Source organism: Rhizobium sp. ARZ01 (genome assembly GCF_014851675.1).
Taxonomy (GTDB): domain Bacteria; phylum Pseudomonadota; class Alphaproteobacteria; order Rhizobiales; family Rhizobiaceae; genus Mycoplana.
This window is the reverse complement of record NZ_JACVAE010000005.1, coordinates 253,012-279,447: the sequence shown is the minus strand read 5'-3', so window position 1 is coordinate 279,447 and position 26,436 is coordinate 253,012. Positions and strand designations below refer to the sequence as shown.

Sequence of the window (26,436 nt, the reverse complement as noted above, 5' to 3'; positions counted from 1 at the left end):
CAGGCCCTGATGAAAGGGGTGCAGTGCGATAAGGAGAAGATCAATGACTGACTATAATGCCTCTGCCACGGGCGGCGTGGCAACCAACGAAACCGGAACCTTGATTGCCGCCAGAAAAGTCGAGGGCACTAATGTCTACAACCGTCAAGGAGAGTCCCTTGGCACCGTGTACGACGTCATGCTCGACAAACGGTCCGGCCAGGTCGCTTATGCCGTCATGTCTTTCGGTGGCTTTCTGCGAAAGCTACCATCCGCTGCCATGGAACATGCTGGAGTACGATGAAAGCGCAGGCGGCTACGTCGTTGATCTCGACAAGCAGCAACTGGAGCGCGCGCCGTACTTTGACGATAGAACCGGTCCTGACTGGTCAAACCCGGGGTACACTCGCGGTATCGACGATTACTACGGCGTGACGCGGCGGGTGCTTTGAAATGCTGTGTGGCGGGAGATTGCGGAGCAGCAATTTCCCGCCCACGTTCATGCCTTTGTCAGCAAGTAGCGACTACTATTTGCGCCGGTGTTCAAAACAGCACCAGCTCCAACCTGGCGGCCGAGCGCGACCGGCGGGGTATCTCCCGTCGGTCGCTTCATTTACGCGAATAGTCCCTTTTAGCTATCGCAGAGATCGCGGCTCAAGCGTATACCACGATTGTGGCGGCCCCTCCGCCACACCCAACCGTGCTGGGCCCGGCGTATCGTACAGCGTCGGGCTCTTAATGTCTCCGCGCGGCTTGCTCCTCTGGAGGACACCAATCATGACGAAGTCAATGATTACCCACATCACTTTCGTATGTGTTGCCGTTTCGGTGCTTGGCGGATGCGCCAACACCATCCGCGGCATGGGACAGGACACGGCCAACACGGTCAATGCCACGCAGGGTGCTGGACGAACCGTCGAAAAGGCCGCCCAGTAAGGTCGCATTGAACTGCTCGACACCCCACACGCCGCCGAAAAATCGCGGCAAGCTCTCATTTTGCCGACGGGCCAATACGCTTGAGTAGGTCCCAGATCGGGAGCGCAGCAAGGCCTCCGATGACGCCCGCGACATAGCTCGGAATGGAGCCGCCAAATACTCCCTGCCAGCCTAGGCCGATCACGTAGCTGGCCACCAACATCGTTATTACGGTGATGATCAGTCGCGGCCAGAGAGGAAGGGGCGTGTCCATGATCTGTGGCCGCGCAAACGACGATCCGACGCTATTGGATGAAAACGCGGGCGTGTCGCAGCGTCTCTCAAACAATCCCAACAGGAGGCATCGGGGGACTTGATACCCGTTGGTAACGGCACGTCCGCGCGAAAGCATTCTACGCCCACTTGAGAAAGGCCTCAACGGCAAATCGATTGGTAGCGCCTAGGCCCTTTGAGGTGCATACTCGTATGATAGGCTCAAGCTGCATCAGACCCCCGATAGCGTAGTTTGAGCGCGGGCGGCTCTACCCGCCATGCCGGCGGTACCCCTCCCTCGCCACGCCACACAACGTCGGGTACTGCAATGGGCTCCCGCTTTACCAGTTGAGAAAGTGTGCGAATGTGAGCGCATCTCCGATCATTCGGCTGTGGCCGACGAACTTGCCAGACAAATTGACGCAGATGTTTCTGGCCGGAACCCACGAGCCAGCCGAGTTGTTGGCGGGCATGCATGCTCGCCTAACCCGATGCAAGTGGCGGTTCCGAAGCCAACTGTACGGTCCTAAGGCGATGTGAGTCACCAGTCGGGAACTGTTTACGCGAGTGCGTAGCAGGGCGCGTGGCGGACCCGCTTCCGCCACCTGCAGTCTCAACTGCCGCCTAGCCCGGCGTGCCCGACGCCGGGCTCTTTGGCGTTTACCGCTTTGCCTTTTGACGCCCAGTGCCCCGATGCCCATCAGCTTCAAGCGCTTCACGTCATCGGTGACCGGCTTCATCTCCGCAACATCGTCCTTCAATTCGGACACGCCTGCTTCGAGATGGCCGACGCGCGAAACCAGCTCGTCCATGCGCTTGTGGACGGCGCCCGGCTCTCAGCCGACTTATCTTCCGATCGCTGGCCGCTTCCTCCATCCGGCGAAGGGACTGCTGGAGCCCCCGCATTCCCTCGGCGAGTTCGCCAAGCTGACGACGGACGGCGGTATTTTCAGTGGGGAACATCGTCAACCTCAAGCACTTGAATCGAGCGCGAACTGTTCATAAATTTTCGGCGGGCTTTTTCGAAGCGGCGCATTGGAGGCGCGCCATCCCGAGGGAGAAGCAGCAATGATCTATCGCCACGTACCCAACGACAAAACTTTTGATCCTGCCGCGCTGATGATGGTCAGCAACGTGTTCGACAAGATCTGCCAGAGCCGGCAAATCAGACCAAACAGTGATGAGGCTGAAGCACTAGCCCGAAGGCTTTTCAGCCTCGCTCAGGATGGTATTCGCGATGCCGAAAAGCTGGAGGCGATGGCAGCACCCTAAGCCTTGTTGGCAGGTGCGAGGAACATCAGGTTGGTGCTGCCGGCGGTGGGCATCTCGTGCCCGTTCGTCTCCCGGCATCCCGCCGACCAGCGGCTTGATGGTTGCCACGAGAGGCTTCAGCGTCTTGAGCTTAGGCTTCGGTCGTGCTCTCATGCCCGGCGATTTTCGCTCACGGGTCAAGCTGGGAGGATCATCATGAAACTCGTTCATTTCTCGCAATCGGGGAGCGGGGCAAGCCTCTACCTGAACCCGGATCACGTTGTGTCTGTGACGGCACAGCCGAAGTTCACTGCAATCTTGACCACTGGTCTAGACACACACGGGAACGGGATCACTTTTTCGGTTCAGGAGGACGAGCAGACAGTCGTCAAAATGCTGACCGCTATTAGGTAGATCACCTTGCGGACTGTTCCGACATCCTCTCTCCACAAACGAAAACCCGCCGCGGTTAGGCGACGGGCTGTGGGTTTCGGCATGGGTTTTAGCGGGAACGGGAACGATCTGGCTCGGATTCATCGAAATTGATGTCCCAGTCCTTATCGGGGTCCACGGATCCAGGTGGGTTTCGAGTCGCATCTGCGGAACCGCTTACTACAGTCGGCTTGGCACTTGCTACGCCCGTGCTTTGGCTTTCACGATCGGCACGCGACCTTGCGTACTGACCCTGGCATCCTTCTCGGGATTGGGCGTGTCTCTTGTTTTCAGAGCGTCCGAGGGTCGATTGCGCTCATCTCTGTGTTTTCTCCCACGGCGTCACGGTCTACGTCGGGATTATCCTTCGCCGGAAGATACCCACGTGGTCTCGTTTCCTCAGGTCCTTCCCAACGAGGGGATTGATCGGTTGTGCCCGGTGCTCCATCTCGCGGTGTGTTCGTGCCCATGATTGCTTCCTTCCTGGAGAAGCCAATCGATGGGACTTACAAAAGTTCCCGCGCAATTCTGGGCAACGAAAACCGGCCGGAGGGAGGCCTGGTGGCGAACCGAATGAGAGGCGACCAGTTTATGTACCTTCCAAGAACCTCGGCTCACATCCAAATGGCGATCCGCGCCCTTTGCAAGGTCCGAACCCTTCTCAGCTTCGACCTTCCGCTCTTCTGCACGCGCGGACTTATGAAGACCCCGCGCTCCTTTTTTACCTTTTTCGGTGGGTGCGTTGTCGATGCCCATGACCATTCCTCCAAATCAAGGGGCATAACTGCAACTGGATGCCAATGTTCCACAGCGCCGGACTGGCAACAAATAAGGCCGGGCGAAACGTTCCCACCTTTCTGTGCTGCTTTTGTGCCTGTCGAGGCAAAGCGCGATCACCTCCCAGTAGCACGGTTACGATCAGCGAGCTCCACCCCGGCAGGCAGATTAGAGTACCCGAGCACGCAATACCCGTCAAAAGTTGACGCGGGTATGTGCCATGAAGCATCGCCTCGAAGTGACCTTAATTGACCCTTTGCTGTTTGGCATAGAAGCGCCCACTATCAGCGCTTCAGCAGTCATGTCACGGGCTCTGCTGTTTGAGGGTTGGCTACCCTGGCCCCAAGCGAGGCAGAAACTATGCACCCTAACAACTATCTTTCTTTGTCGGACGCGGCGCTTATGCGCGAGATGTTACATCGAGCTGGCTACGTCACGTCCAAACTGGAACCGATCAACGGAACCTTCCGCAAGCGTTCTGCGTCTGTGCTGTCCGATTTCGATACCTTGCATCCCGAGATGACTTATGTTCAGCGATCTGCGGCGGAACCCTACGGCCATCGGGAAGAATGTGATGGAACCTGGACAGTCTTTGCCAGCGATACCGGCGAACCAGCGGAATTGGGAAGCCGTCAGGTGACAGGACTGCGAGAATCCGATGCTATCGAACTCAGAGCCGTGTTCAATCGCAACACGTTCGGCTCTCAGCCAGGCGTGAGCGACCATGTCTAATCGATTGTTGATCTGCGCTTTACTCGTGCTGTTTTCAGTCGTGATGGTTTGGGCCTTCCGACCAGAACAAGGCAGTTACGTACGACTTAGCCCGGCAACATTGCGGCAGCCCGTATCAACGCTGTAGATCGCGTCGGCACCGTGCGGCAGCCCATCTCTCTCGTTGCCGATTCAGCCTCGAAGTGACCTCAAACCGTTTGCCAATCGGCGCGGGAGCGCCACAATCAGCGCTTCAGCAGACAATACCCCTGGGCGCTGCTGCTTAAGGGCAGGCTGCCCTGGCCCCAATTTCTGCCTTGTTCATTCGCCATTCTCCTCGAGCGCCGCGGTGATCATTGCCTGCCAGATCGCGGTTGCCTCATCATCGAGAACATATGTCTCAGACACCACGTTGCTCTGGATAGGAACGCCTGTGGCGGCACCAACCATAGAAGGGGTAGGTTCCCGTATGGCTTCGATGGCAGCGCGGGCGCGGGTGCAGTACCAAGCTGTTGCGTTCTCCCACTCCTCTTCCTCCGCTTCGGGATGGTCGACGTCAAAGACCGCCTTTGCTGCTCGTTCAATCATCGTCATGTTCATGCAGCTCGCCTTTCATCGAAGAGATCGCCCTGCCCAGCGTTCAGGCCAAACCTACGCACCACTCTCTCCGCCAACATGCCTACCAGGGAAAACCGCTGATGCCGAAGACCTTTGGCCACCACCTGTAGTTCGCCCACGGGAGCCCTATCGAAGCATTCGAGCCATCCGGTGGCATCTTGCTCCACAAGCTTGCTGTAAGCCTCAACGAGGTCACTGACGGCCCAAAGCAGGTGCTTGTCGATATACCCCTGATTGTTCTCGGTTTCGACAACCGTGGAAAGGACGAGGCGGAAGTGATCCTCACCTTTTGATGTTAGGATGCGATCGAGCAACAGCGCGTGTCTCGCGAATGCCAGGATAAGACCGGCCATCAACGATGGTCACCCATACTCCTCGCAGATGGTTTGGACGCGCGGGGCGATCATAGGCGTCGCCCTCTCGATCCGGAACTTTAGACCTTCTTTCAGGTTCTATATTCTTCGAGCTACGAGGATCCGCGTCATGCGCGACGATCATCAACCCCACTGGAAATCGCCAGTTCGTATCACCACGCCGGAGGGAATTAGGGCTATACGAGGCCCGGAAGAGGCTCTCGCAGTGTTGCCCCGTGTGTGGCCGAAATCGGACGATGATCACTTCAGTCAAGCAAAACGAGCATGCCTTGCTGCACTTTCTAGACCTAAGACACTGGAAGAAGCTCGATACGCCTTCCTGGGAGCGTGCCGAGACGCGAACATCCTCGTGCCATAGACTGAAAATGGGAGCCGCCTCATGAACGAGAATGAGCAAAAGCCCGCGGACTCCTGGGAGGTGCCGGTCTGTGTGAAAACAATCCCGGCGATGAAGACGCCGGCCAGAAGGTGCTTCGCATTTTCAGAACCTCCTCTTCTTCTTTCGTTGTGCCCGAAGTGTTTCACAGGCAACCATACGCGACATGTCGCACCCTTGCACGCATGACTGTCCGCGTGCATTCCGTCGCATCCATCCGCATCAGTTGGATTGAGATCGGCGCGGAGCGCGGATGGCAGGCGGTAGCAGAGCAATTGCGCCGCAAAGATGTGCCTGCCCACAAATACGGCATCCGACATCGCTGTGTGAACACTGGCGAAGATGGTGACGCTCGCACACCTAAAGCATCCACGTTAAGGCCGACGAGGCGCAGTCGGCGTAGACGTCCCACCATCACGCGAGCGCCAACTGAGCGATTCTCGTTCCACATCTGCATAGCGGCGGAGCGTAGTTCGCGATGATGGTTCGAGGAAATGTCGTGGCGAGGAAGGTGGAAGAGATTGGCGATCGGATCGTGGTCTGCACAAGAACGTCGAGCACGAAACCATCCTGATCAACGGCGCGCCAAAGCCAGTGTGTATCACCTCGAAACGAGAGTGCGCGGATCGCCCGGTTTGCGGAGTGACGAAAGACAGCACCGTTGCGATAAGGGTCGAGCTTTTGACCCTGCTCCAGGTCGACGCCTTTCCATCCTCTCGGTAGAGGTGGCTCCGTCCAGCTTGCGGCGGACCAGGCCCAGCAGCCTCCAAGAACGATTGCTGCGGCCAGCCGGCCTCGCGATGTCATCGTTGCGAGGCCGGCAGCGGCGGCAACCACGCCCCACCATCCCCATCCAGGAAAAAGCACGCCCTTCGGTCATCGGCTGCGCCCAGCCGATGACCCCGAAGGGCGGCAAGGCCATCAGCACCGTCGCCGCCAGATACCGCAGCGCTCGACTTCTTCCCGGATAGGCCGCTCCCGGCCGCCCTTCTTCCGGCGGCCTTGACCACGCAGCCGCATGCACGGCGACGAAGGAGGCCGAGGCCGCCAGCCAACCTCGACTACTTGTCACACTTCATCGGACTACGACGAGCCCCCTCTGGAAAGGGAAGCAGCCGCCGTCTCCTATAGGTCGAACATCGGCGGACCACCTAGTCACCAGAAGCGGTCATTCAACTTCGAGGTTCTGCGACAATCGGTCGATAAACAGACGGACACGAGCTGGCAGGTGGCGTCGGTTCGGATAGAGGACGGAGATGGGCACTTCACGCATTGGATGATCGACAAAAATCGCAACCAGGCGCCCGGTCGCCAGATCGTCTGCCACGAGAAACCGAGGAAGATGGGCGATGCCGAATCCCGCGACAGCCATGTCGCGGATCGCCTCGGCACTGTCGAGAGTTACGCGCCCCGGCCCCGCGACCTGCTCCGTAGCCTGCGACGGCGCCGAAACGGCCCAACGCATGGCTTCCCCGCGACTGCCGAAATGGAGGCGGTCGTGGTCGGCAAGTTCCCCCAGGACCATCGGTCTGCCCCGCTCGGCCAGATAAGCGGGAGCGGCACAGAGAATGATTGTCGAGCGTGCCACCACCCGTCCTACCAGTTCGGCGCTCGTCTCCGTGCTTCCGATGCGCACCGCGAGATCGACGCCCTCCTCGACGAGATTGATCGGACGATCCGTGAAGTTCACTTCGGCCGATAGCTCCGGCCACTCCCGGAGGAAGTCTTTCAGGATCGGAAGGACACGTAGTCGCCCGTAGGCATCCGGCAAGGTGAGCCGGAGCACGCCCCGCGCGACGGGGCGATCCTGGCGAATGCTGGCTTCGGCCTCGGCGAGGTCAGAAAGTATCTGCCTGGTCCGTGCCAGATACTCGGCGCCGTCCACCGTCAACGATACCCGACGCGTGGTTCTGTGAAGGAGACGGGTTCCCAGTCTTCCCTCCAGCCGCGTAAGTGCCTTCCCAAGCGCCGAGCGCGTGAGGCCGGCTGTGCGGGCGGCAGTCGCAAAATTCCCGGCTTCCGCAACGGCGATGAAGGCGCGAATGGTGCCGAGATCGGGTGTATCGCTCATCTATCCCCCTCCTGAACGCGCTACCCCTTTGACGGGACGCACATTCCCCAATGCATCGACTATGTAATGCACTGTAGATCAACAGGGCAGGTATCGTCACCATGGATCACACCGAGAAGGTTGAAATGAGCTTGCCTCCTAGCGGGTCGCCGTCGCCAGCCAGCGCCTCAGAAGCGCTGCACGGACCTTCGCGGCATCCCGGTGATCCTCGACGAGGCGATGGCCTTTGGCTCGGCCGCCTTCCCCGGGACTGAACCGGTCACGGCTCAGTTCTCCCTTCACCACGCATGTTCAAAACTAGGGACCTCGATATGAACAGCATCTCCCGCATGAACCCGGCCACGTTGCCGGATTTCGGCCAGCAAGGCTTTTCTCAAATCTCGATCGCAGAACCAGGCCGTATCGCCTACATCTCAGGACAAGTTGCCTGGACACCGGAGGGCACGCCGCTTCCCAGCGATCTCGTTGAACAGATCCACATCGCCGGCGCCAATGCCCGAAAGGCACTGGAGGCGATCAGCGCCACCATGCAGGACGTCGTGATGGCGCGCGTCTACGTTACTGACCTGACCGAGGAGCGGCTGCAGAGGGTCATGGATCCTCTTCGCAAGATCTTCGACGGAGCACAGCCCTCTCTCACTGGCATTGGTGTCGCGGCCCTTGCCGGACAAGGCCTGCAAGTTGAGCTCGAACTGGTCGTCCGCCTGCCTGACTGATACGCGATCAACTGATCCGTCTGTCCGTTTTCATTCACATGAAAATGAACAAACCACATCGCGTCCGCCATCGCCGTTTCGACCCACCGGCTGACAAAAAACCTGTTTGTCGGTCGGTGGGCGAATGACGGCATGAGGATGTTGTCGAGCGATGCCTGGCCAGCATCACTTCTCATCGTATTGAAGCTGGTCGGGCCGTCTGCCTCGGCAATAGACGTTTCCAGCAATGCGACCGTGCTTGCTAAAAGGCGAGCACTCACCCCGGTCAACCAATTGTCGAGATAATGTTGCCGTTGCGAACGCACCAAGCCGTTCCAGTTCCTTGTGCGACGGGCCGTATATGCAACGGTCCCGGCACCACAGAAAAACCTGCTCGAGCATGGCGCCAACCGGTTTCCCGGTCGGACACAGTTCGCCAGCGAAGGCATGGTCCTGTACAAAGAAGCCATGCGCGGCGAAGAACTTAAGCTTAACCGCCAATCCCAGTCGTGCCGGCGCCGGCTTGCCTTACACAAATTCTATGTCCGAAAAGCTCAGGCTCCAACGCCCGACAAAATCCTCATTCGAAATACTCCAACCCATCAGTCTGCTCCAGAATTCGGAGCAGACTGTCTCCAACTTGGCCAAAATCCCAGCTTCGAGCCGACAGGGCCTACAAGAACCCGGACGCTAAGATTGACCTCTCCAACGTGAAGATGATCGACTACAACTTCACCTGAGCCGGCGCATTCGATCCGGATCAATGATCAATGGCGCATATGCTTCGTATGGACAGATGCCGGTATCGAAGACGTCGAAATAGTTGACTACCATTGAGAGCCAATCGTGGCGCACAGGGAGCTTTAGATGACCCCTATCCTTCCGCCGGTCCATCCGGGCGAAATCCTCCGCGAGGAGTACCTACTTCCTCTTAACATGAGCGCCGGTGTACTGGCGAAAAAGCTCAATGTTCCTCGAAACCGCATCGAACGTATAGCGGCGGAGCAAACACCGATAACGATGGATACCGCTCTACGCCTCGCCAAATATTTCCGCACAACGCCGGAATTCTGGATGAACATGCAAACAAGCAGAACGCCATTTGAGTGAGCGAAGGTTCTAAACGAAAATCGGGCTCACTGCCAGACAAAGCGCAATGGCGCCCAAGCCCTCGTTGCTTTCAGATCTGCAAGCGTTTCTCTACGATTCTCGCCATGATGCTGGCACCAACTGGCAAAATCGCGTCGTCAAACACATAGCCCGGATTATGGACAGGTATGGCCCCGCCATGGCCAAGCGTACAATAGGCTCCGGGGACAGCCTTCAGCATGTCCGCGAAATCTTCACTGCCGGTCACAAGATCATCGGATATGCGGACGTTTTCGGCGCCGACAATCTCGGCTGCGGCCGCAAGATAAGCTTCAGACAAATCAACGTCGTTCACTAAAACATCGAAAACATTCCGAATGTCGACGCTGATCTCGATGCCATGCATCTTGGCCAAGCCGGCGCAAATGTCTTTGATCCTGTCTTCAATCAAAATCCGAACGTCCTCGTGAAAATATCGCACGGTACCTGCGATCGTCGCGGTGTCAGGTAGTACGTTGTACGCGTTGCCTGCATGGATCCTGGTCACCGACAGCACCGCAGGCTTGGTTGGCGGAACATTGCGGCTGACAATGGTATGCAATACTCCCACCAGAGCCGACGCAATCATGATGGTATCTTGGCCGTCTTCAGGCATTGCAGCGTGACTGCCGGCTCCCCTCATGACGATGTCGAAAAAGCAAGCCCCCGCCATCGCCACGCCCGGCTTGACCTTGACAAGCCCCGGCGTGCCGTTGGGGTTGTTATGCATACCGAACACCTCGTCACAGGGAAATCGGTCGAACAACCCTTCTGCGATCATGGTTCGCGCCCCGCCCAAACCTTCCTCGGCGGGTTGGAAAATCAGCACCGCTGTGCCGGCAAAATTGCGTGTCTCGGCCAGATAGCGGGCCGCCCCCAGCAGCATCGTTGTGTGTGAATCGTGGCCGCAAGCATGCATAACACCATCGTTTTGCGAGGCGTATGGAAGGTTGGTCGTCTCATGTATCGGCAGCGCATCCATATCCGCCCGGAGCCCAACACGTCTGTCTCCCTCCTCTTTGCCGCGGATTATGCCCACCACACCGGTTGCTCCAATCCCGGTATGGACTTGGTCGACGCCGTATTGAGTGAGCAATTCATGAACGATTGCCGAAGTACGGTATTCCTGGAAGCCGAGCTCAGGGTGCGCGTGCAGGTCGCGCCGTATCGCAGTAAGTTCATCGCTGCGCTCCGCAATTTGCGGCAGTACCGGCATAATAATCTCCTTAGGTTAGATTGGTCTCGGCCACGCGGGAAAGATGGATAACTTGGTGCTTGCCGGCCGCACGCCGCGACAGGATCACGGTGGCGCCGTTAGGTATTTCATCGGCCAAAGTTTTAGTAATTCTATATTTCCGAATGCCAAAAATACCTGATCTCCTTCACCCTAGAATATTGAATATTCGCATAAAAACTGCGATACAGTTCCCATGGCATCGCACTCTGAAAAACCCGTGAAACTGGCACCCGATCTATCCCACAAGGCCTACCTCGGCATCCGGCAGATGCTGTTTCACAACGAAATCGTCGCGGGTCAAAAAATTCCATTCAAAGATCTGGCCGAGCAGATGGACATGAGCATAACGCCCGTGATCCAGGCGTTGAAGTATCTCGAATTTCAGGGGCTGGTTCGGCGTGAGCCCAACAAGGGTTACTTCATCGAAGCTCTCAAGCTCGAGGAGGTCGAGGAACTCTATAGATTCCGCAAAATGCTCGAATTGACCCTGCTTGAGGAGACAATGTCGACCTTGGACAAGGCCGGAAAGATCGAGTTGCAGGCCGCGCATGACGCCTATCTGGAATCGCTGTCGAGCAACCTGACCCATCAGAAGCTCATCGCTGACATGAATTTCCACCTTACGATCGCGCGATTGGCAAAGCAGCCGATCCGGCTCAACGCTTTGAAGAATGTCTTCGATGTTCTGCATTTGAAATACAAGGCAAGCCTTGGCTATGTTACCAGAGAACAATCGAATCAAGCCGATCACGGGCTAATCCTCGATGCAATTATCGTTGGCGACGTGGAACTCGCAAAATCCTTGCTGGAGAAGCACATTGAAAACAGCAAGGTACATGCGTACCTGAACCTTCAACAGATGATCGACGAGAAGGCCGCTATAAAATTCTAGCCTTTCCGCGCGGGTGAAATCGAAAATACAGACACAAGGCATTCCACCATTTTCCATTTGCCGAAATGGTGAAATGCCTATTCTTTGCTACCGTAAAATTGGCTTACAGAGAATCTTGGTAGAAATTCTCAATAGTTCTTATGTAGTCTGGATCAAGCCTCAATTCCCTGGCACCTTCCAGCATGCCTTCGACATAGGACTTGGAAGGTTTGAATGGTCCTTGGGGATCGATGACCTGATATAGCTCCACATCGTGCCATTTACCGTCGTCGCCCATGGCGATGAAGGTCCTGCGCTCATAGTCGCCGATGTAATAGCCTTCCTTCACATCCAGTTCGCGCATCTCGGCCTCAGGCACCTCGAATAGTGCGCCATGAACCATCTTACCGGGTGCTTCAATAATGTTGCTAATGCCAGCCTGCTGCTTCTTGGACCAGAAGTTGAAACGCACTTCGTAGTTAGGAATATAGCCTTTCATCAGAAATTTTGCATTTGGCAGGATAGTGTGCAGAAACTTCAGCTGCAGATTGGAGCCATAGGCAAAGTGTATCATCTTTTCTCCTCACTAGATGGTTTGTCGATTGCAAGAAGCGCGCCGAGGCGATTTCCGAGCCCGGAATCGGTGTGAAGTCCGATCTGGGCCAACTCTGCTGTGACATCGACCGGCAGATCGAGATCGCCGCGCTTCTGGTTCAGAACGCCCCCGAACAGAACGGGTGCGCGAACTTGTCTTTTCGCCAGCGCGTCCACCAGCATCTTGCCGTAGTCCAGCGCCATGCCGTTGTGCGTGCTGATCAGGATTGCGTCCGGTGAATCTGCGCCGGCCTTCTCGGCGACCTGGTCGGGATCTGCCTCGGCACCCAGATAAATGACTTCGGCGCCGGTGTTCGACAGCAGCCAATGCAGCACCATGATCGCGTGCTCATGCACATCGGTCGAAGCAAGGAGTATCCGCTTGCCGGCGATCCTGTCGGCTAGTTCAGGCAGTTCGAACCGCGGCAGGTTATCCTTGTAGCACTGAAGGGACTGGGCAAAGATATCGGTGGGCACGATCACCTTGCGTGAGCGCAATTCCGTGGCAGCGGGTTCACCCGCGCCGAACAGTTCCTCGAACAAAGCTGGGCCCAGTTTTTTCAGCGTGTAGAGCATTTGCAGCGGGTTCGTCGTATCGACACCGGCAGCTCGAAGCCCGCTCAAGGCGTTCTTGAAAACCTGCTTGCCGTGCTGCCGCATCTGTTCGGCAAATTTACGGCTCTCGGAGAAGTCCACGCGGGAATGCAGACGGCGCGCCGTGGCTTCAACCCGGTGGCCCAATATCTGCGCCTCTATGATTTCTTCCCAAGATGGGGCCCGGAATGCCTCGGTTACCGGCAGCGGTAGAACCGCATGACCGGTGGGACATTCCAACTGCGCCATGATGTCCCACAGCAGATACTCTGCAACCAGCCCTCGGTTCTCGTCGAAGTTCCGCGTGAACGAAATAGTATCGCCGTAGAACATCGAGCCGACGCAATTTCCGTCATGGATCTCGGCGAGCGCAAACACCCATCCGGCCCGTTTGACCGGATCGGATGTCAGTCCGCCAATGCAGTGGGACAGCTTGGCGCCCAGCAGATCTTCAACGATGTACTTCTCGAGATACGCCCATCCCGCCACCGTCGTGCAATCAAGGAACAACGCGCCGAACCCGTCTTCAAGATACGAATGCAGCATCACTCCCCGATCCCGCAGCGCACCGAGGATCGCGATTGATTTCGTGGTTTCCACGGCAGTTGCAACGTGATCGTGCCAGCCCGGCGCCTCATGGGCGAAGTACTGCGAGAGGTTGCCGATCGTCGTCACCCCCGCACGCAGAGCCTGCACGGTGTTCCCAGTCGCCGCCGGGAAACCGATCATGAAGTCGCCCATGTGAGGCTGGATCGGCGTCACCTGTCCGATCTGGCTCCAGTGCCCGGGCGTTTCCAGCAAGGGGCCGGTTTCTGCCGCAGCTTTGCTGCGCAGCCCTTCGGGCAGCCCCATGCGGCGATCGAGACAAAGACCGGCGCGATGCACCTCGATATTGTTGAGGCTGGCCTCATGAAAGACATTGGCCAGCGCCCGTTCGGTGAGATCCCAGTTTCCCATGCCGATGTGCGCGTGATAGTTGATTTCACCGCTCCGCATGCAGGCTTGTTTGAATTCAGCCTCCGATTCCACGCCCCATTTGTCGAAGGCCGCCGTGCGCCCGATCTTGATGGCACTCGCAATTTCGCGCGCCTCGGCCAAAATGACTGAGTAATCGGGCAGCTGGTCGGCCAGGGTTTGCCGTGTAACCTGTTCGAATCTGGTCGTCGTCATGCCGAGACTCCGATCCACCTGGGCGTTTCGCGGATCATCAAAGGTGACCTTTCAACTTGCGGACAACGGCATCAAGCGCGCCACTCCACGCGGCAAGGCCGCCCGCCTTCTCGACCTCCGCCATGCCCCGTTCGGAGATGCCGCCAGGAACGGCGAGCGATGCCCAAATGTCTTGAAACGGCACGTCCCTGTCGTGCTCGGCCATTGCGCTCGCCCCGCTGATAGTCTCGACGACCAGCGCGCGCGCCGTTTCTTCATCCAGACCCCGCGCAGCAGTCCAAGCAGCAAGGTGATCCATCAAGGGGAACATCATCGCGTAGAAGGCGCCCACCAATGCGGTCCCAGTGTCGAACTGGTCTTCCGTTTGCAGAGCATAGACACGCCCCAATTGTTCCAGAACGGCTCGGGCCGCTGCATTCTCCGGCATCAGCAGTATTGGGCTCTTGTTGATCGCCGCGCAGGCAACCGGCAGCGCCCGGACTGCCGTTGCCTCGCCGGTCAGTCGTCGCAATCGTTCCAGTGTCACCCCGGCGGCGACAGATATTACGACTTGGTCACTCGAGAACTTCAGGCCTGAAAGCGCGGTCTCCACATCTGCCGGCCGGGTCGCCACGATAACGACCGACGCGCCATCAATTGCCTCCTGCGGCGTGTCAAACACCTCGGCGTGCGGATGACGAGCCGCAACTCGTTCCGCGCGGCCCCGCGTGCGCGAGAACAGCCGCAAGGTCGATATTCCGCCAGCGTTTTCAAAACCCGCAATGAGATAGGCCGCAAAATGCCCAACGCCAATTATGCCAACTCGCTGCGTCATCGCCATCACCTACGTAATCATATTTATAATTACAAATACAATTTTCGAATTATTGAGTCAATCCGTTCCCACCCGGCAAGCACCGATACTCGAAGTAGAAAATGGGGAACGGGGCAGTTGAAACGTCACGTATTGTGACAAGATACCGAATGGTCGCTGGCGATTGTCGTCAATGTCGGCGCGACCGATTGGCAGACGGCCGACTTGCGCGCACACCGTGTATGAAAAGGACATCCGCTCGGCGCATTCAGTGGGCTTGCAACATCACCCTGCAGCACGATGCGCGAGCCACTATGCCTGGGGTCTGGCACCGGAATTGCGGACAGCAACGCCTGCGTATAGGGATGCTGCGGATTAGAGAACAAAGCTTGATATGAAGCCATTTCGACGATCTTGCCGAGATACATGACTGCGACCCGATCCGCGACATGTTCAACGACAGCAAGATCATGCGATATGAACAGGTAGGAAAGACCAAATTCTTCCTGTAGATCCAGCAGCAAGTTGATGATCTGCGCCTGAATAGAAACGTCCAGTGCCGACACCGCCTCATCGCAGATGATGAGCTCAGGCCCGACCGAAAGCGCCCGCGCGATACCGATCCGCTGTCTCTGCCCGCCTGAGAACTCATGCGGGTACCGGTCTGCATGCTTCGGGCTCAGGCCCACCTTTTCAAGAAGATAGGCGATCCGGTCCTTGCGTTCCGAAGCAGTCAATCCGTGGATCCGCAGCGGTTTGTCCAACGTTTGTGTCAACGTCTTGCGCGGGTTTAGCGACGAATAGGGATCCTGGAACACCACTTGGATCCGCCGCCGCAGTTCCAATTGTTTCTGCTTGGGCAAGGAATGGAGCCGTGTCAGATCCATCCCGTCAAAGACGATCTCGCCACTGGTGGCCTGCACCAAATTGACAATCGACATACCTGTGGTGGTCTTGCCGCAACCGCTCTCGCCGACAACGCCCAGGGTCTCCCCCCGCGCCAGCGTGAACGACACGCCATCAACCGCGCGGATCGGCAGGGCCTTTGCGTTAAAATGAACCTTCAGATCGTTGACCGTTAACAACGCGCCCGATGCCGTCATGTCACTGCTCCCGCCGGGGTTCCAATCTTGATGCACCGAGCCATTCGGTTTTCGCCGACCGCTCGCAGTTCGATCGCGCTGCCGACGCATTCGGCGCCGGCGACCGCACAACGGTCGCGGAACGCGCAGCCGGCAGGAGCATTGATCAGGCTGGGCACCATGCCCGGGATTTCCTGCAGACGGCGCCGTCCCTTTTCGGTCCGGCTGCCGAGTTTGGGCACCGACCGCAGCAATGCCTGGGTGTAAGGATGCTGCGGGTCGTCGAAGATCTCGTAGACCGAGCCGACCTCGACCACCTGCCCGGCGTACATCACGATCACGCGCTGGGCCATTTCAGCAATAACCCCAAGGTCATGGGTGATCATCAGAACCGCGCTGCCGAACTCATCCTTCAGCCCCAGGATCAAGTCCATGATCTGGCTCTGGATCGTCACATCCAGCGCGGTTGTCGGTTCGTCGGCGATCAGAATTTCCGGGTTGCAAGCCAGCGCCATGGCGATCATTACGCGTTGGCGCATGCCACCCGACATGTGATGCGGGTAGTCCCTGACCCGCTTCTCCGGCGACGGAATCTGAACCTTCCGCAGCAGCTCGATCGCGCGGTTCATGCCCTCGCGACGGCTAACATTTTGATGCCATTGCATGACCTCGGCGATCTGGTCGCCCACGGTCAGGAGCGGATTAAGCGAAGTCATCGGCTCCTGGAAGATCATCGAAATCCGGTTTCCGCGGATCGAACGCATGTAAGCATCGTCCTGCGCCAGAAGATCGACGCCCTTGTATCGGATGCTACCCGCCGCAATGCGGCCAGGTGGCGATTTAATCAGCCGCAGGACTGACATAGCAGTGACGCTTTTGCCCGAACCGGACTCACCGACTATGCCCACCGTTTCGCCCGGATCGAGATCGAACGAAACGTCTCTGACTGCCGGAACGACACCGGCAGGGGTGATGAACTCCGTCCGCAACCCGCTTATTTGCAGAAGTTTGGCCGCCTTTGGCATTATTCCTCCTCGTGCCGTCTGGGAAACCGCGTGTCCGCGCGCCGGCGGACTACGCGTTGCTCTTCAGCACGCTTCTTGGATCCAGAATGTCGCGCAGTCCGTCGCCAAAGAGGTTCAAGCCCAGAACCGTGATGAAGATTGCCAGACCGGGAAAGATCGACAGCCAAGGGGCGGTGAAGAAAAGATCGCGCGACGACGACAGCATTCCGCCCCAGCTTGGCATCGGCGGCTGCGCGCCAAGCCCTAGGAACGAAAGCGCGGCTTCCATCAGGATCGCCTCAGCGCAGCCGAGGGTGGCAATCACCAGCACCGGCCCGAGAACATTCGGCATTATCTGACCGAAAATGATGCTGGTCTTGCTGTACCCCAACACCACCGAGGCCCTCACATAATCGCTCTTCTTGACCGACAGCACCTGCGCGCGGGTCAAGCGACAGGTATAGGACCAGTTCGTCAGACCAAGGGCGAGATAGATGTTGAACAGACCCGGCCCCAACGCCGACATGATCGCCAGCGCAAACACGATGACCGGGATCGACAGCATGATATTGGTCGCCCCCATGATCAGCTCATCCCAGAACCGCCCGAAATACCCTGCGACCAGTCCCAACGAGACGCCGATAATGGTGTTGGCGATTTGCGTGACAAGACCGACGCTCAATGACACCCGCGCCCCGTAGACAACGCGCGAGAACGCATCGCGCCCACTCGTATCAGTACCAAACAGATGCGTCGCGTCCGGAGGCAACTCAGCGTTCATCAAATCCGCATCGTTGATCGGGTCGAACGGAGCAATCAGGGGCGCAAAGACCGCCACCGATGTGACGAAAACGACGATGAGGCTGCCATAGAACAGGTTCTTGTGCTGGAAAAAGCGCTGCAGGGTCATTTGAAATCAATCTGTGAGTTGATCACATTGTAGAGAATGTCGATGAGCAGGTTGACGATCAGAAACACCATGACGATCACCAACAGGCAGCCCTGCGCCACCGGAATATCCCGCTGGAAGATCGACTCGACCAGCAAAGAACCAATTCCGGGCCATGAGAACACGCGCTCGACGACAACTGTCTGACCGATCAGCGAGCCGAACAGGAGACCGGCGGTCGTCAAGATCAGCACAAAGGCGTTCCTGAAGACGTGCCTGTAGCTGATCCTGAACTCCGACAGCCCCTTGGCCCTTGCTGTGCGGATGTAGTCCGCGGACAGAACCTCAACCACGGCGGCGCGGGTGATACGCGCCATGAGAGCGCTGTAACCCACGCCCAGCGTCACCGCCGGCATCACCAGGTTGGCAAGCGCGCCGTCACCGTACCCCGAGGTCGGCAGCAGGTGCATCATGTAGCTGAAGGCATACATCAGCAGGATGCCTAGCCAGAACTGCGGGATCGAAACGCCCACCACCGCCGCCACGGTCGCAAGCATATCCGGCCAGGCCCCCTGTTTCAGCGCTGCGATAAATCCGAGCGGAACGCCCAGGACGATCGCAATCGCGATCGCGGAGAAGGCAAGTTTCAGCGTCGCCCCCAGCCGGGCGAATACCACGTCAGCCACGTCGTAGCGCCGCAGATAGGACTGCCCCAAATCGCCTTGGGCCAAGCGGGCCACATAGTTGAAGTACCGGACATAGACCGGCTTATCCAATTGCAGGTCGGCCTTCAATTTCTCGACAACGTCGGCGCCGAGCTCAAGCTTGCCTGCGGTACTCAACGCGGCATTGCCTGGGATGACGTTCAACAAAAGAAACATGATCAGCGTGATCCCAAGAATCGTCGGGATGAACTGAAGAATGCGGCGTATGGCGAAGGATCGCATGTCGGTTTCTCTCTGTCGTCATCGGGAGACCCGTGGCGACAACATTGCTATGCGCGGGGGAGCAACTGATATGTCGGGAAATGGAGTGACCAGTCGGCGCCGTTGTCATGGTGCCGACTGGTCGACGGAGCTCATTTATTTCCCTGAGCGAGGCGAAGCCGGCTCAACCCAGACATCTGCCATATCCTGGTACATGATCTCGATCGCAACGGGCTTGAGCCCATGCACCCATGGTTGGACGGCGAGAACGGCTTTGTTGTAGTTGAGGAGCCATACGGCGGCATCATCGCGGAAGACGGCATCCGCCTGTTTGATGAGAGCAATCCGCGCGGCCGAATCCGTTTCCGCCTGAGCCTTGTCAAGCAGAGCGTCATACTCCGCGTTGTTGTAGTGCGCGTAGTTGCCGGAGGTGTTCGCAGTTTTCGAATGCCAGCGCTTCAGAGCCACCAATGGCTCGGGGCCGGAACCGAACGACCAGATGATACCCTGAAAATCGTCGGCAATCATCTTGTCGTAGAGGATGCCCTCCTCCAATTGCTGGGTTGTCACCTTGATGTTGATTTTACTGAGATACTGACCGACGACCTCCGCAACCGCAACGCCATAGGACATGTTCGCGCTTCCGAGGATCTTCAACTCGAACCCGTCCTCGTAGCCAGCCTCCTTCATCAGCGCCTTGGCCTTATCTAGGTCAAAACCTAACCCAGCCGCCCCGCTGTCGAACGCCTCCGACGATTGGGGCAGCCAGCCCACCGGATTATACGCCTTGCCCTTGAGGAACTTCCGATTGATCGCGTCCTCGTCGATCGCGTAGCTAATTGCCTGACGCACTTTCCTATTGGCGAGCGGCTCGTATTTCTGATTCCACACGATCAAGCGCGTGAACATCTCGGCGACCTCGATCAAGTTCGCAGAATAGTCAGGGTCATCCTTGTAGCTGCTGTATTGCGGCGCCTCGACAATGATCGAATCCAGCTCCTTGGCCCGGAACGCGATATCTCTCGCCGCCCCCTCCTGCATGATCTTGAATGCGACCGAATCGAGGTAGGGCTTTCCCTTTTCATAATATTCCGGGTACTTGACGAGTGAGACCTCGCTGCCTTCGACCCACTCCTTGAACTTGAATGGCCCGCTTCCAACCGGTGTAAGCCCGAACTTTTCGCCGAGCCGTTCCACCTCTTCTTTGGGAACGATCGCAGTCCCCGGCTGGTAGAACTGGTAGGCAGGATCGACTTTTTCGGTCAGGGAGATCGAGAAAGTCCTGTCGTCAATCACCTTCACCCCGGCCAAGGTGTCGGCCTCGCCCTTTTGCAGCGCGTTCGCGCCAACGACCACCTGCAGGTAGCCCGAAGTAGGACTGACCGGATCCATCGTCAGCATCCGCTCGTAGGAATAGGCAATATCGCCGGCGACGAGCTCGCGCCCATTGTGAAAGGTCATGCCATCCTTCAGCGTATAGGTGTACGTCAGCCCGTCTTCCGAAACCGCGACAGCCTCCGCCAATTCCAGTACCGGCCTCTGCTCCTCCGTGCTCCACATATAGAGCGTTCTGAAGATGTTGGTGGTAACCAAGAGGTCTTGCTGCTTGGCAGTTTTATGCGGATCGAGTGTCAGGATGCTCCCGTCGTAGGGCGCCACAAAGTTGAACGCTCCACCAGCCTCGGCGGCGTGAAGCGAGGTTTCTGTGCCGATAACTGCAAGGCAGGCAAGAATGCCTGCGCGCAACGTCTTTCTCATCCATTCCTCCATGTTTTTATGCCCTCGCGCTTATTCCATGCCGCTATTGCCGTTCGAAAACGTGCTGGAATACGCCGACTGCCCTCCCAAGGCGCTTAGTCGCAAAGTCGCCCACTTCCACTTCCAATCGAAAATCTATGAAACAAATACAATCATGTCAATAATCATAAATTTGATTATCTTTCTAATTTTATAGATGTGACTGCTCCAAATCTGCATTGAAAAAACATCGCTGGTTCGTCACTGCTGCATGGTGGTTCCTCGATCTGCAGGACGGCAAGATGATCAAGGCCTCAGCCTTCTTCGACAGCATCGCATTCAATGATCTTTGATCGTCTACAGCCCAATCAGTAGCGGGCGTCCAGCGACCCCGTGACACCCTTAGCGTACCTCGAGTACGTCATCGCACACGCGCCACAATAGCCAGCATCGCCACCAAGCGGGGTAGTGGACGTCGGCCACCTTGGCGTCGCACTAAGTTCGGCGCCGCTCAGAGCCTAGTAGGGCGACGCATCAGTCTTCCTGAAGGCTGTCCGGCCATTGTTGCGCACCGTGCAGCACGCGGAGGATTCGGACCGCTTCCCCAATTGCCTGATAGACCGCAATGTAGGGAGTACCGGGAATCACGAAGACGCCGGGTCGCGGCCACAATCCGCTCGTCGATGGCAGGGTTGTCGGCCTCAATTTGCGTGAAAATGCCGTCGCGATCCGAAAGCGCGAAGGCCGACCAGACGAGCCTCAAGATTTCAGGCCGTCGGCCCTGCGCCGGGCCGCTGCACGCCGCTCAGCGAAATGCGCCTCTGCCTCATCGTCAGGTGTGTCAGGCCGAGTATCCTCAAGTGCTTCGCGCACTTTGGCCCGGAACCAGACGTCATGAGCCTCGCTGTTGGTGACCAGTTCGAGCGGGAGTGCGCCCTCATTGGCGGTGCGGGTGAGCAGAATGCGCACCGCATCCGAGACCGTCAGCCCCATGTTTTCGAGCACGGCCGATGCGCGGTCCCGGACGTCAGGGTCGATACGCGTTTGAACAAGTGCGTTTGCTGGCATTGGGCAAGCCCAATTGAATCGATTCCAGCGCGAACGCCGCTTCACACCGCGCTTTTTGAAGCACCGCATGCGCGGGATTGACGGTGCAGATCGCAACAGCGCGATAGTTGCTGACGAGATCGGGACCGCTCACTTTACTTTGTCAACCGTGCCGGTCATCGCCCCTCCTCAACGCCGCACAGCCCTGTCACTGCGCCTCGAACTTCACCATCGTTCCGCCGCCCGTCGCCTGATCGGTCGGGAAGACCTCGACGCGAGCGACATCCACATAGACGGGAAGCGCGATCACGTCATTGACGATGCGGGCGATATGTTCCGGCTGAATCGCCCGGTAGCCGTCATAGAGAACGGCCTGCGCCTGGTTGTTGGCGATCGAGGTGCGATAGAGGTCCGTCTGGACGCGGCCGGGCACGATCTCGCTGACCCGGACGGAGGTGCCGAGCAGATCGCAGCGCAGGTTGTCGCAAAAAAGGCTGAGGCCGGCCTTCGAGGCCCCGTAGGCGCCCATGCTCGGGTACGGCGCCTGTCCGCCGCTAGAGCCGATATAGATGAGGTGGCCGCACTTGCGCGTCACCATACCCGGCAGCACGACACGCGTCAGGTGCAGCGGCGCCTTGAGGTTGACGTCGATCATCGCATCGATCTCGTTGGGATCGATGTCCTGGAAGGCTGCACGGGTCGAGAGGATACCGGCATTGTTGATCAGGACGTCGACCTCGACGCCATCGAGCGCCGAAGCGATGCGCGCCGTGTCGCGCACATCTGCCTGCACCGGGATCGCGCCGGTCGCGCCCGAAAGTTCGGCAAGCTGAGCCTCGTTGCGGCCGATAGCATAGACGGTGAGGCCGCGGGCACGTAGCGTGGGCACGATGGCCTTGCCAATGCCGCTCGTGGCGCCGGTGACGACGGCGACGCGATAGGCGTCAGACATAGATGTAGCCCCCGCTGATCACAACGTTTTCGCCGGTCGCATAGGTATTTCGGCTGGAGGCCATCATGACGATCCACTCCGCCATTTCGACAGGCTCAGCGGCGCGGCCGAGCGCGCTCGCCTTGGCAAGCTCCGGCAGGAAGCCGAGTTCCTTGGCGCGGTCGGTGGCAAAGCCGGCGGGGGCGACCGAGTTCACGAGGATCTGGTCGCTGGCGCATTCCTGCGCGAAGGATTTTGTGAGGCTGACGACGGCCGCCTTGGTGGCGGCGTAGTGGGCGTTCTGCGGATGCGCCTTGAAGGCATCGACCGAAGTGACGTTGACGATGCGGCCGGTCACTTCCGGCGGGTTTACGAACTGGCGCATGTGGCGCACGGCGGCGACCATCATGTGATAGGTGCCTTTGACGTTGATGGCGTTTTCCAGGTCCCAGTCCTCGTCGGTAATTTCGAGAATGGGCTTTCGCGGATAGATCGCCGCACTGTTGACGAGCGCATGGACGCGACCGAGCTCGGCGGCGACGGCCTCGAAGCCACCGTGGGCTGTCTCGGCCCGCGAAATGTCGGCGACGGCCGTCGCGACCTCCGCGCCGAGCGCCTCTAGTTCCGCCGCGGAGGAGGCGAGCATCGCCTCGTTGCGGTCTATGAGGCCTATCTTCGCCGCGCCGTTGGCCACCATCAATCTGGCGGCCGTAAGCCCCAGGCCGGATGCGCCGCCGACGATGACAACAGACTGGTTCTTCATATCTCCGACCCCACAATTTTCGGGTTGCTTCACCGTACTGGCATGTTATCACTTATATGCCAACTTTGATGAAGCACAAGCCCTTTTTTGGACTCCGCCATGATCCCCCGCCTCGAAGCCGAACCGCGCACGCCTTCGCCAAGCGAAGCGTTCCTGCACTATCTCGATGGCGTGGGCTTCGAAGGCGATATCGGCATGTCCGCCGCCGAGCGCACCGTCTTCTCAACCGACAATTCCATCTATCAAGTGGAGCCTGATGGCATCATCTTTCCGAAAAATATCGGCGACCTGAAGCGTATCGCCAAGGCCCTCTCCCGTCCGGAATTTTTCGCCGTCACGCTCGCCCCGAGGGGCGGCGGCACGGGGACGAACGGCCAGTCACTGACAGCAGGCGTCGTTGTCGACTGTTCGCGCCACATGAACCGCATCCTGGAGATCGACCCGGTTCGCCGGATCGCACGCGTGGAGGCCGGTGTCGTCAAGGATCAGCTCAACAAGGCGCTCGCCCCGCACGGCCTTTTCTTCGCGCCAGAGCTCTCCACCTCAAACCGGGCGACGATCGGCGGCATGATCTCGACGGATGCCTGCGGCCAGGGTTCCTGCCTTTACGGCAAGACGAGCAACCACGTGCTGGGCCTGCGCGTGGTTCTGACGGACGGAACGGATTTCCTCTCCCGGCCGGTGCGCGAGGAGGAATTGCGAGCGCTGCAGGCGCGGCGCGACCGCATCGGCGTTATCCACCGCGCCCTAGCGCGCATCGCCAGGGAAGACAGCGGCGACATCGAGCGGATCTTCCCCAAGCTCAATCGCTTCATGACCGGCTACGACCTTGCGCACCTCACCCGGGAGGACGGCCGGTTCGATCTCAACGCGGTGCTCTGCGGCTCGGAAGGTACGCTGGCGATGATTGCGGAGGCGGAGCTCAATCTGCTGCCGCTCCCGAAGCATGCCGCGCTCGTCAACATCCGCTACGACAATTTCAACGCAGCACTTGAAGATGCGCGCAATCTAGTGGCGCTGAACCTCACCTCGGTCGAGACGATCGACGAAACGGTGCTGCGGCTTGCCAAGGGCGATATTATCTGGCCCCGCATTGCGACTCTCTTTCCCCACGATGCCGACGGCCCGGCCAACGGCATCAACATTGCCGAGGTGCTAGCCGAGACGCCGGAGGAACTGGCGGAAAAACTTTCGGGCGTGACAGCAGCGCTGGAAAACAGCCCCTTTCCCGGCCGAAAAGGTTTCACCATGACGCAAGGCGAGGCCGAGATCGAGGCCGTCTGGACGATGCGCAAGCGGGCGGTCGGGCTGCTTGGCAATGCCGAAGGGCCGATCCGGCCGGTGCCTTTCGTCGAGGATACCGCCGTTCCGCCAGAAAACCTCGCCGCCTATATCCGCGAATTCCGTGCACTGCTTGATGGGGAAGGCCTTACCTATGGCATGTTCGGCCATGTCGATGCCGGGGTGCTGCATGTGCGCCCGGCGCTTGATCTCACCCGCCCCGAGCATGCCGCCCTGGTACGCCGGATCAGCGATGCCGTCGTGGCGCTGACGCGCAAATATGGCGGCGTGCTCTGGGGCGAGCACGGCAAGGGCGTGCGCTCTGAATATGTGCCCGACTTCTTCGGCCCGCTCTATCCGCGCCTTCAGGAAATCAAAGAGGTCTTCGACCCGCTCGGCCAGCTCAATCCCGGCAAGATCATCGCGCCGGCCGGCAAGACTTTGCCGAAGATCGACGAGATCCCCCTGCGCGGCACGCTCGACCGGCAGATCGGCAACGAAATCCGCGCTGCCTTCGACAATGCCGCCTATTGCAACGGCAACGGCGCATGCTTCGATTTCGACGCCGACGGGCTGATGTGCCCCTCCTACAAGGCGACGCACGACCGGCGCTTCTCGCCCAAGGGCCGCGCCTCGCTGATGCGCGAATGGCTGCGCCGCCTTGCGGAAAAGGGCGTCGATCCCCGCCGCGAAGCGGAGCGGCAGCGTCGCCCCGGCGCTGGGTTCGGGCTGGTGCGCCGGCTCTGGAACAGTATCAATCCCGCCAATCGCGATGACTTTTCTCATGAAGTGCGTGCGGCGATGGACACCTGCCTTGCCTGCAAGGCCTGTGGGGGGCAATGTCCGGTCAAGGTGAGCGTTCCGGCCTTCCGCGCGAAATTCCTCGAGCTTTACCATGCGCGCTATCTGCGGCCGTTGAAGGACCCGCTGGTCGCCGCCATCGAGACCACCCTGCCACTGATGGCGCGGATGCGCCCGCTCTACAATCTCGCCGTCGGCTCTGTGGCCGGCCGGGCGACAATGCGGTTTGCCGGCCTCACTGCCCTTCCCGTTCTTCCGTCGCGGTCGCCGCGCCGCGAACTTGCCCGGCGGCACGTGCCGGTCGCCACGCCCGCGGCGCTCGCACGCCTCGACGCGGCGGAGAGGACAAAGGCGGTCATCTTCGTGCCAGATGCCTTCACCGAGCATTTCGACCCCGAAGTGATTCTCGATGCGGTGGAGGTGGCGCGCCTGCTCGGGCTTTCTCCCTTCGTCGCGCCGCCGCTCCGCAACGGCAAGGCGCTGCATGTGCACGGCTATCTCGGAGCCTTCGAAAGAACGGCGCACCGCACCGCCGACGCCCTCAACCGGCTTGCGGAAACCGGCGTGCCGCTCGTCGGCATCGATCCGTCCATGACGCTCACCTTTCGCAGCGAATACGCCAGCACGAGGATGCGTGCGCATGTCCTGCTGCCGCAGGAATGGTTGGCCGCCATCCTCGACCGCCTGCCCTTGCTTGCCGGCGAAAAACGGACGCGCCACATGCTCATGGCCCATTGCACGGAACGCACCAACGTGCCGGCCGCAGCGGACCAGTGGCGGGTGGTCTTCGCGAAACTGGGCGTGGATCTCGTGGCCGGCGAGACCGGGTGCTGCGGCATGGCCGGCACATTCGGCCATGAGGTGCGCAACCGGGCCCTTTCGGAAAAGCTCTATGCCATGAGCTGGCAACCAGCGCTTGCCGCCGCCGGCCCGGCAGATCTGGTGATGGCGACGGGCTATTCCTGCCGGTCGCAGGCCAAGCTGATGGACGGCCGGAGGCTTCCCCATCCGCTTCAGGTCATCCACGCCATTCTGCAAGAGAATACGGGCGCTTCCCTCAGGCGGGGATGCCACGTATGATATATGATAAATTTAGAGCATAACCCAGAGGCTGTA

The 26,436-nt window shown here is 59.0% G+C and carries 24 protein-coding genes and 6 pseudogenes; 10 read left to right on the top strand and 20 right to left on the bottom strand.

The genetic code is table 11. The annotated features are described in order from the left end of the window. Positions 1–43: 43 nt before the first annotated feature. Positions 44–431: pseudogene (locus IB238_RS23855) on the top strand (PRC-barrel domain-containing protein). Positions 432–756: 325 nt separating this feature from the next. Continuing rightward, complete coding sequence (locus IB238_RS23850; protein WP_192253213.1) at positions 757–915, top strand: entericidin; 159 nt, start codon at positions 757–759, stop codon at positions 913–915. A gap of 55 nt (positions 916–970) precedes the next feature. On the opposite strand, the gene IB238_RS23845 is transcribed toward IB238_RS23850, so the two are convergent. Together IB238_RS23845 and IB238_RS23840 are read right to left on the bottom strand one after the other, a co-directional pair. Further along, positions 971–1,168, bottom strand: a complete 198-nt coding sequence (locus tag IB238_RS23845; protein WP_192253210.1) for a hypothetical protein — start codon at positions 1,166–1,168, stop codon at positions 971–973. A 340-nt stretch (positions 1,169–1,508) separates the two neighbouring features. Next, positions 1,509–1,979 (bottom strand): DUF1515 family protein, encoded by a 471-nt coding sequence (locus IB238_RS23840; protein WP_192253207.1) that lies wholly within the window; start codon positions 1,977–1,979, stop codon positions 1,509–1,511. Here IB238_RS23840 and IB238_RS23835 point away from each other — a divergent pair. Both IB238_RS23835 and IB238_RS23830 read left to right on the top strand, forming a co-directional pair. After that, on the top strand, positions 1,861–2,172 hold the full coding sequence (locus tag IB238_RS23835; RefSeq protein WP_192253483.1) for a hypothetical protein: 312 nt from the start codon (positions 1,861–1,863) through the stop codon (positions 2,170–2,172). The two genes, IB238_RS23840 and IB238_RS23835, sit on opposite strands and share 119 nt — an antisense overlap. Before the next feature lie 63 nt (positions 2,173–2,235). Then, positions 2,236–2,439 (top strand): hypothetical protein, encoded by a 204-nt coding sequence (locus IB238_RS23830; RefSeq protein ID WP_192253204.1) that lies wholly within the window; start codon positions 2,236–2,238, stop codon positions 2,437–2,439. A gap of 481 nt (positions 2,440–2,920) precedes the next feature. Here IB238_RS23830 and IB238_RS24825 read toward each other — a convergent pair. Together IB238_RS24825 and IB238_RS24820 are read right to left on the bottom strand one after the other, a co-directional pair. After that, positions 2,921–3,144 (bottom strand): annotated as a pseudogene (locus tag IB238_RS24825) (hypothetical protein). After that, positions 3,130–3,320, bottom strand: a pseudogene (locus IB238_RS24820) (hypothetical protein); the annotation flags it as partial. The pseudogenes IB238_RS24825 and IB238_RS24820, both read right to left, overlap by 15 nt. Before the next feature lie 667 nt (positions 3,321–3,987). Between IB238_RS24820 and IB238_RS24815 the strand changes: the two are divergent. Next, complete coding sequence (locus IB238_RS24815) at positions 3,988–4,359, top strand: hypothetical protein (RefSeq protein WP_246723812.1); 372 nt, start codon at positions 3,988–3,990, stop codon at positions 4,357–4,359. Positions 4,360–4,659: 300 nt separating this feature from the next. Here IB238_RS24815 and IB238_RS23820 read toward each other — a convergent pair whose 3' ends face one another. From IB238_RS23820 to IB238_RS23805, 3 genes are all read right to left on the bottom strand, one after another. Continuing rightward, positions 4,660–4,938 (bottom strand): hypothetical protein, encoded by a 279-nt coding sequence (locus IB238_RS23820; RefSeq protein ID WP_192253201.1) that lies wholly within the window; start codon positions 4,936–4,938, stop codon positions 4,660–4,662. Further along, positions 4,935–5,309 carry a hypothetical protein gene (locus IB238_RS23815; RefSeq protein WP_246723811.1) on the bottom strand — a complete coding sequence of 125 codons (375 nt, stop codon included), beginning with the start codon at positions 5,307–5,309 and terminating at the stop codon, positions 4,935–4,937. The genes IB238_RS23820 and IB238_RS23815 overlap by 4 nt, the downstream gene beginning before the upstream one ends. Before the next feature lie 1,565 nt (positions 5,310–6,874). After that, positions 6,875–7,777 (bottom strand): LysR family transcriptional regulator, encoded by a 903-nt coding sequence (locus IB238_RS23805; RefSeq protein ID WP_192253195.1) that lies wholly within the window; start codon positions 7,775–7,777, stop codon positions 6,875–6,877. Between the two features lie 311 nt (positions 7,778–8,088). Here IB238_RS23805 and IB238_RS23800 point away from each other — a divergent pair, with 311 nt between their 5' ends. The 3 genes and pseudogenes from IB238_RS23800 to IB238_RS23790 all read left to right on the top strand — a co-directional run. Then, entirely contained in the window at positions 8,089–8,493 is a 405-nt protein-coding gene (locus tag IB238_RS23800) for a RidA family protein (RefSeq protein ID WP_192253192.1), read from the top strand. A 726-nt stretch (positions 8,494–9,219) separates the two neighbouring features. Continuing rightward, positions 9,220–9,309, top strand: a pseudogene (locus IB238_RS23795) (type II toxin-antitoxin system RelE/ParE family toxin); the annotation flags it as partial. 30 nt (positions 9,310–9,339) lie between these two features. Beyond that, positions 9,340–9,558 (top strand): annotated as a pseudogene (locus IB238_RS23790) (HigA family addiction module antitoxin); the annotation flags it as partial. Between the two features lie 94 nt (positions 9,559–9,652). On the opposite strand, the gene IB238_RS23785 reads toward IB238_RS23790, so the two are convergent. Further along, positions 9,653–10,816: a M20 aminoacylase family protein gene (locus IB238_RS23785; RefSeq protein WP_192253186.1), complete on the bottom strand. Its 1,164-nt coding sequence runs from the start codon at positions 10,814–10,816 to the stop codon at positions 9,653–9,655. Between the two features lie 238 nt (positions 10,817–11,054). Between IB238_RS23785 and IB238_RS23780 the strand changes: the two genes are divergently transcribed. Beyond that, positions 11,055–11,729 carry a GntR family transcriptional regulator gene (locus IB238_RS23780; RefSeq protein WP_192253183.1) on the top strand — a complete coding sequence of 225 codons (675 nt, stop codon included), beginning with the start codon at positions 11,055–11,057 and terminating at the stop codon, positions 11,727–11,729. A 103-nt stretch (positions 11,730–11,832) separates the two neighbouring features. Here IB238_RS23780 and IB238_RS23775 read toward each other — a convergent pair whose 3' ends face one another. The 12 genes and pseudogenes from IB238_RS23775 to IB238_RS23720 all read right to left on the bottom strand — a co-directional run bounded on the left by IB238_RS23775 (position 11,833) and on the right by IB238_RS23720 (position 23,238). Continuing rightward, positions 11,833–12,282 carry a gamma-glutamylcyclotransferase family protein gene (locus IB238_RS23775; protein WP_192253180.1) on the bottom strand — a complete coding sequence of 150 codons (450 nt, stop codon included), beginning with the start codon at positions 12,280–12,282 and terminating at the stop codon, positions 11,833–11,835. Next, positions 12,279–14,066, bottom strand: a complete 1,788-nt coding sequence (locus tag IB238_RS23770; RefSeq protein ID WP_192253176.1) for a cobalamin-dependent protein — start codon at positions 14,064–14,066, stop codon at positions 12,279–12,281. The genes IB238_RS23775 and IB238_RS23770 overlap by 4 nt, the downstream gene beginning before the upstream one ends. A gap of 37 nt (positions 14,067–14,103) precedes the next feature. Further along, complete coding sequence (locus IB238_RS23765) at positions 14,104–14,880, bottom strand: pyrroline-5-carboxylate reductase dimerization domain-containing protein (protein WP_192253172.1); 777 nt, start codon at positions 14,878–14,880, stop codon at positions 14,104–14,106. 125 nt (positions 14,881–15,005) lie between these two features. Then, a complete protein-coding gene (locus IB238_RS23760; protein ID WP_192253170.1) occupies positions 15,006–15,962 on the bottom strand; it encodes an oligopeptide/dipeptide ABC transporter ATP-binding protein in 957 nt (318 codons plus the stop codon). Next, the gene (locus IB238_RS23755; protein WP_192253167.1) at positions 15,959–16,966 is read right to left on the bottom strand and encodes an ABC transporter ATP-binding protein; all 1,008 of its coding nucleotides are present in this window, start codon (positions 16,964–16,966) and stop codon (positions 15,959–15,961) included. Before IB238_RS23755 ends, IB238_RS23760 begins: the two co-directional genes overlap by 4 nt. Positions 16,967–17,015: 49 nt before the next feature. Next, positions 17,016–17,855 carry an ABC transporter permease gene (locus IB238_RS23750; protein WP_192253164.1) on the bottom strand — a complete coding sequence of 280 codons (840 nt, stop codon included), beginning with the start codon at positions 17,853–17,855 and terminating at the stop codon, positions 17,016–17,018. Then, on the bottom strand, positions 17,852–18,781 hold the full coding sequence (locus IB238_RS23745) for an ABC transporter permease (RefSeq protein WP_192253161.1): 930 nt from the start codon (positions 18,779–18,781) through the stop codon (positions 17,852–17,854). The genes IB238_RS23750 and IB238_RS23745 overlap by 4 nt, the downstream gene beginning before the upstream one ends. Before the next feature lie 135 nt (positions 18,782–18,916). Further along, positions 18,917–20,518: an ABC transporter substrate-binding protein gene (locus tag IB238_RS23740; protein WP_192253159.1), complete on the bottom strand. Its 1,602-nt coding sequence runs from the start codon at positions 20,516–20,518 to the stop codon at positions 18,917–18,919. A gap of 513 nt (positions 20,519–21,031) precedes the next feature. Then, positions 21,032–21,260, bottom strand: a pseudogene (locus tag IB238_RS23735) (type II toxin-antitoxin system RelE/ParE family toxin). Further along, positions 21,257–21,565 (bottom strand): type II toxin-antitoxin system RelB/DinJ family antitoxin, encoded by a 309-nt coding sequence (locus IB238_RS23730; protein ID WP_192253156.1) that lies wholly within the window; start codon positions 21,563–21,565, stop codon positions 21,257–21,259. Before IB238_RS23730 ends, IB238_RS23735 begins: the two are co-directional and overlap by 4 nt. 187 nt (positions 21,566–21,752) lie before the next feature. Further along, the gene (locus IB238_RS23725; protein ID WP_192253153.1) at positions 21,753–22,496 is read right to left on the bottom strand and encodes an SDR family oxidoreductase; all 744 of its coding nucleotides are present in this window, start codon (positions 22,494–22,496) and stop codon (positions 21,753–21,755) included. After that, positions 22,489–23,238: an SDR family oxidoreductase gene (locus IB238_RS23720; protein ID WP_192253150.1), complete on the bottom strand. Its 750-nt coding sequence runs from the start codon at positions 23,236–23,238 to the stop codon at positions 22,489–22,491. Before IB238_RS23720 ends, IB238_RS23725 begins: the two co-directional genes overlap by 8 nt. 99 nt (positions 23,239–23,337) lie before the next feature. Between IB238_RS23720 and IB238_RS23715 the strand changes: the two genes are divergently transcribed. Continuing rightward, on the top strand, positions 23,338–26,400 hold the full coding sequence (locus tag IB238_RS23715; protein ID WP_192253147.1) for an FAD-binding and (Fe-S)-binding domain-containing protein: 3,063 nt from the start codon (positions 23,338–23,340) through the stop codon (positions 26,398–26,400). The last annotated feature ends 36 nt before the right edge of the window (positions 26,401–26,436 follow it).

Coding starts and splice junctions, on each gene's coding strand:
- IB238_RS23850 (WP_192253213.1), top strand. CDS start 757: ATGACGAAGTCAATGATTACCCACATCACTTTCGTATGTGTTGCCGTT.
- IB238_RS23845 (WP_192253210.1), bottom strand. CDS start 1,168: ATGGACACGCCCCTTCCTCTCTGGCCGCGACTGATCATCACCGTAATA.
- IB238_RS23835 (WP_192253483.1), top strand. CDS start 1,861: ATGCCCATCAGCTTCAAGCGCTTCACGTCATCGGTGACCGGCTTCATC.
- IB238_RS23840 (WP_192253207.1), bottom strand. CDS start 1,979: ATGGACGAGCTGGTTTCGCGCGTCGGCCATCTCGAAGCAGGCGTGTCC.
- IB238_RS23830 (WP_192253204.1), top strand. CDS start 2,236: ATGATCTATCGCCACGTACCCAACGACAAAACTTTTGATCCTGCCGCG.
- IB238_RS24815 (WP_246723812.1), top strand. CDS start 3,988: ATGCACCCTAACAACTATCTTTCTTTGTCGGACGCGGCGCTTATGCGC.
- IB238_RS23820 (WP_192253201.1), bottom strand. CDS start 4,938: ATGAACATGACGATGATTGAACGAGCAGCAAAGGCGGTCTTTGACGTC.
- IB238_RS23815 (WP_246723811.1), bottom strand. CDS start 5,309: ATGGCCGGTCTTATCCTGGCATTCGCGAGACACGCGCTGTTGCTCGAT.
- IB238_RS23805 (WP_192253195.1), bottom strand. CDS start 7,777: ATGAGCGATACACCCGATCTCGGCACCATTCGCGCCTTCATCGCCGTT.
- IB238_RS23800 (WP_192253192.1), top strand. CDS start 8,089: ATGAACAGCATCTCCCGCATGAACCCGGCCACGTTGCCGGATTTCGGC.
- IB238_RS23785 (WP_192253186.1), bottom strand. CDS start 10,816: ATGCCGGTACTGCCGCAAATTGCGGAGCGCAGCGATGAACTTACTGCG.
- IB238_RS23775 (WP_192253180.1), bottom strand. CDS start 12,282: ATGATACACTTTGCCTATGGCTCCAATCTGCAGCTGAAGTTTCTGCAC.
- IB238_RS23770 (WP_192253176.1), bottom strand. CDS start 14,066: ATGACGACGACCAGATTCGAACAGGTTACACGGCAAACCCTGGCCGAC.
- IB238_RS23765 (WP_192253172.1), bottom strand. CDS start 14,880: ATGACGCAGCGAGTTGGCATAATTGGCGTTGGGCATTTTGCGGCCTAT.
- IB238_RS23760 (WP_192253170.1), bottom strand. CDS start 15,962: ATGACGGCATCGGGCGCGTTGTTAACGGTCAACGATCTGAAGGTTCAT.
- IB238_RS23755 (WP_192253167.1), bottom strand. CDS start 16,966: ATGCCAAAGGCGGCCAAACTTCTGCAAATAAGCGGGTTGCGGACGGAG.
- IB238_RS23750 (WP_192253164.1), bottom strand. CDS start 17,855: ATGACCCTGCAGCGCTTTTTCCAGCACAAGAACCTGTTCTATGGCAGC.
- IB238_RS23745 (WP_192253161.1), bottom strand. CDS start 18,781: ATGCGATCCTTCGCCATACGCCGCATTCTTCAGTTCATCCCGACGATT.
- IB238_RS23740 (WP_192253159.1), bottom strand. CDS start 20,518: ATGAGAAAGACGTTGCGCGCAGGCATTCTTGCCTGCCTTGCAGTTATC.
- IB238_RS23730 (WP_192253156.1), bottom strand. CDS start 21,565: ATGCCAGCAAACGCACTTGTTCAAACGCGTATCGACCCTGACGTCCGG.
- IB238_RS23725 (WP_192253153.1), bottom strand. CDS start 22,496: ATGTCTGACGCCTATCGCGTCGCCGTCGTCACCGGCGCCACGAGCGGC.
- IB238_RS23720 (WP_192253150.1), bottom strand. CDS start 23,238: ATGAAGAACCAGTCTGTTGTCATCGTCGGCGGCGCATCCGGCCTGGGG.
- IB238_RS23715 (WP_192253147.1), top strand. CDS start 23,338: ATGATCCCCCGCCTCGAAGCCGAACCGCGCACGCCTTCGCCAAGCGAA.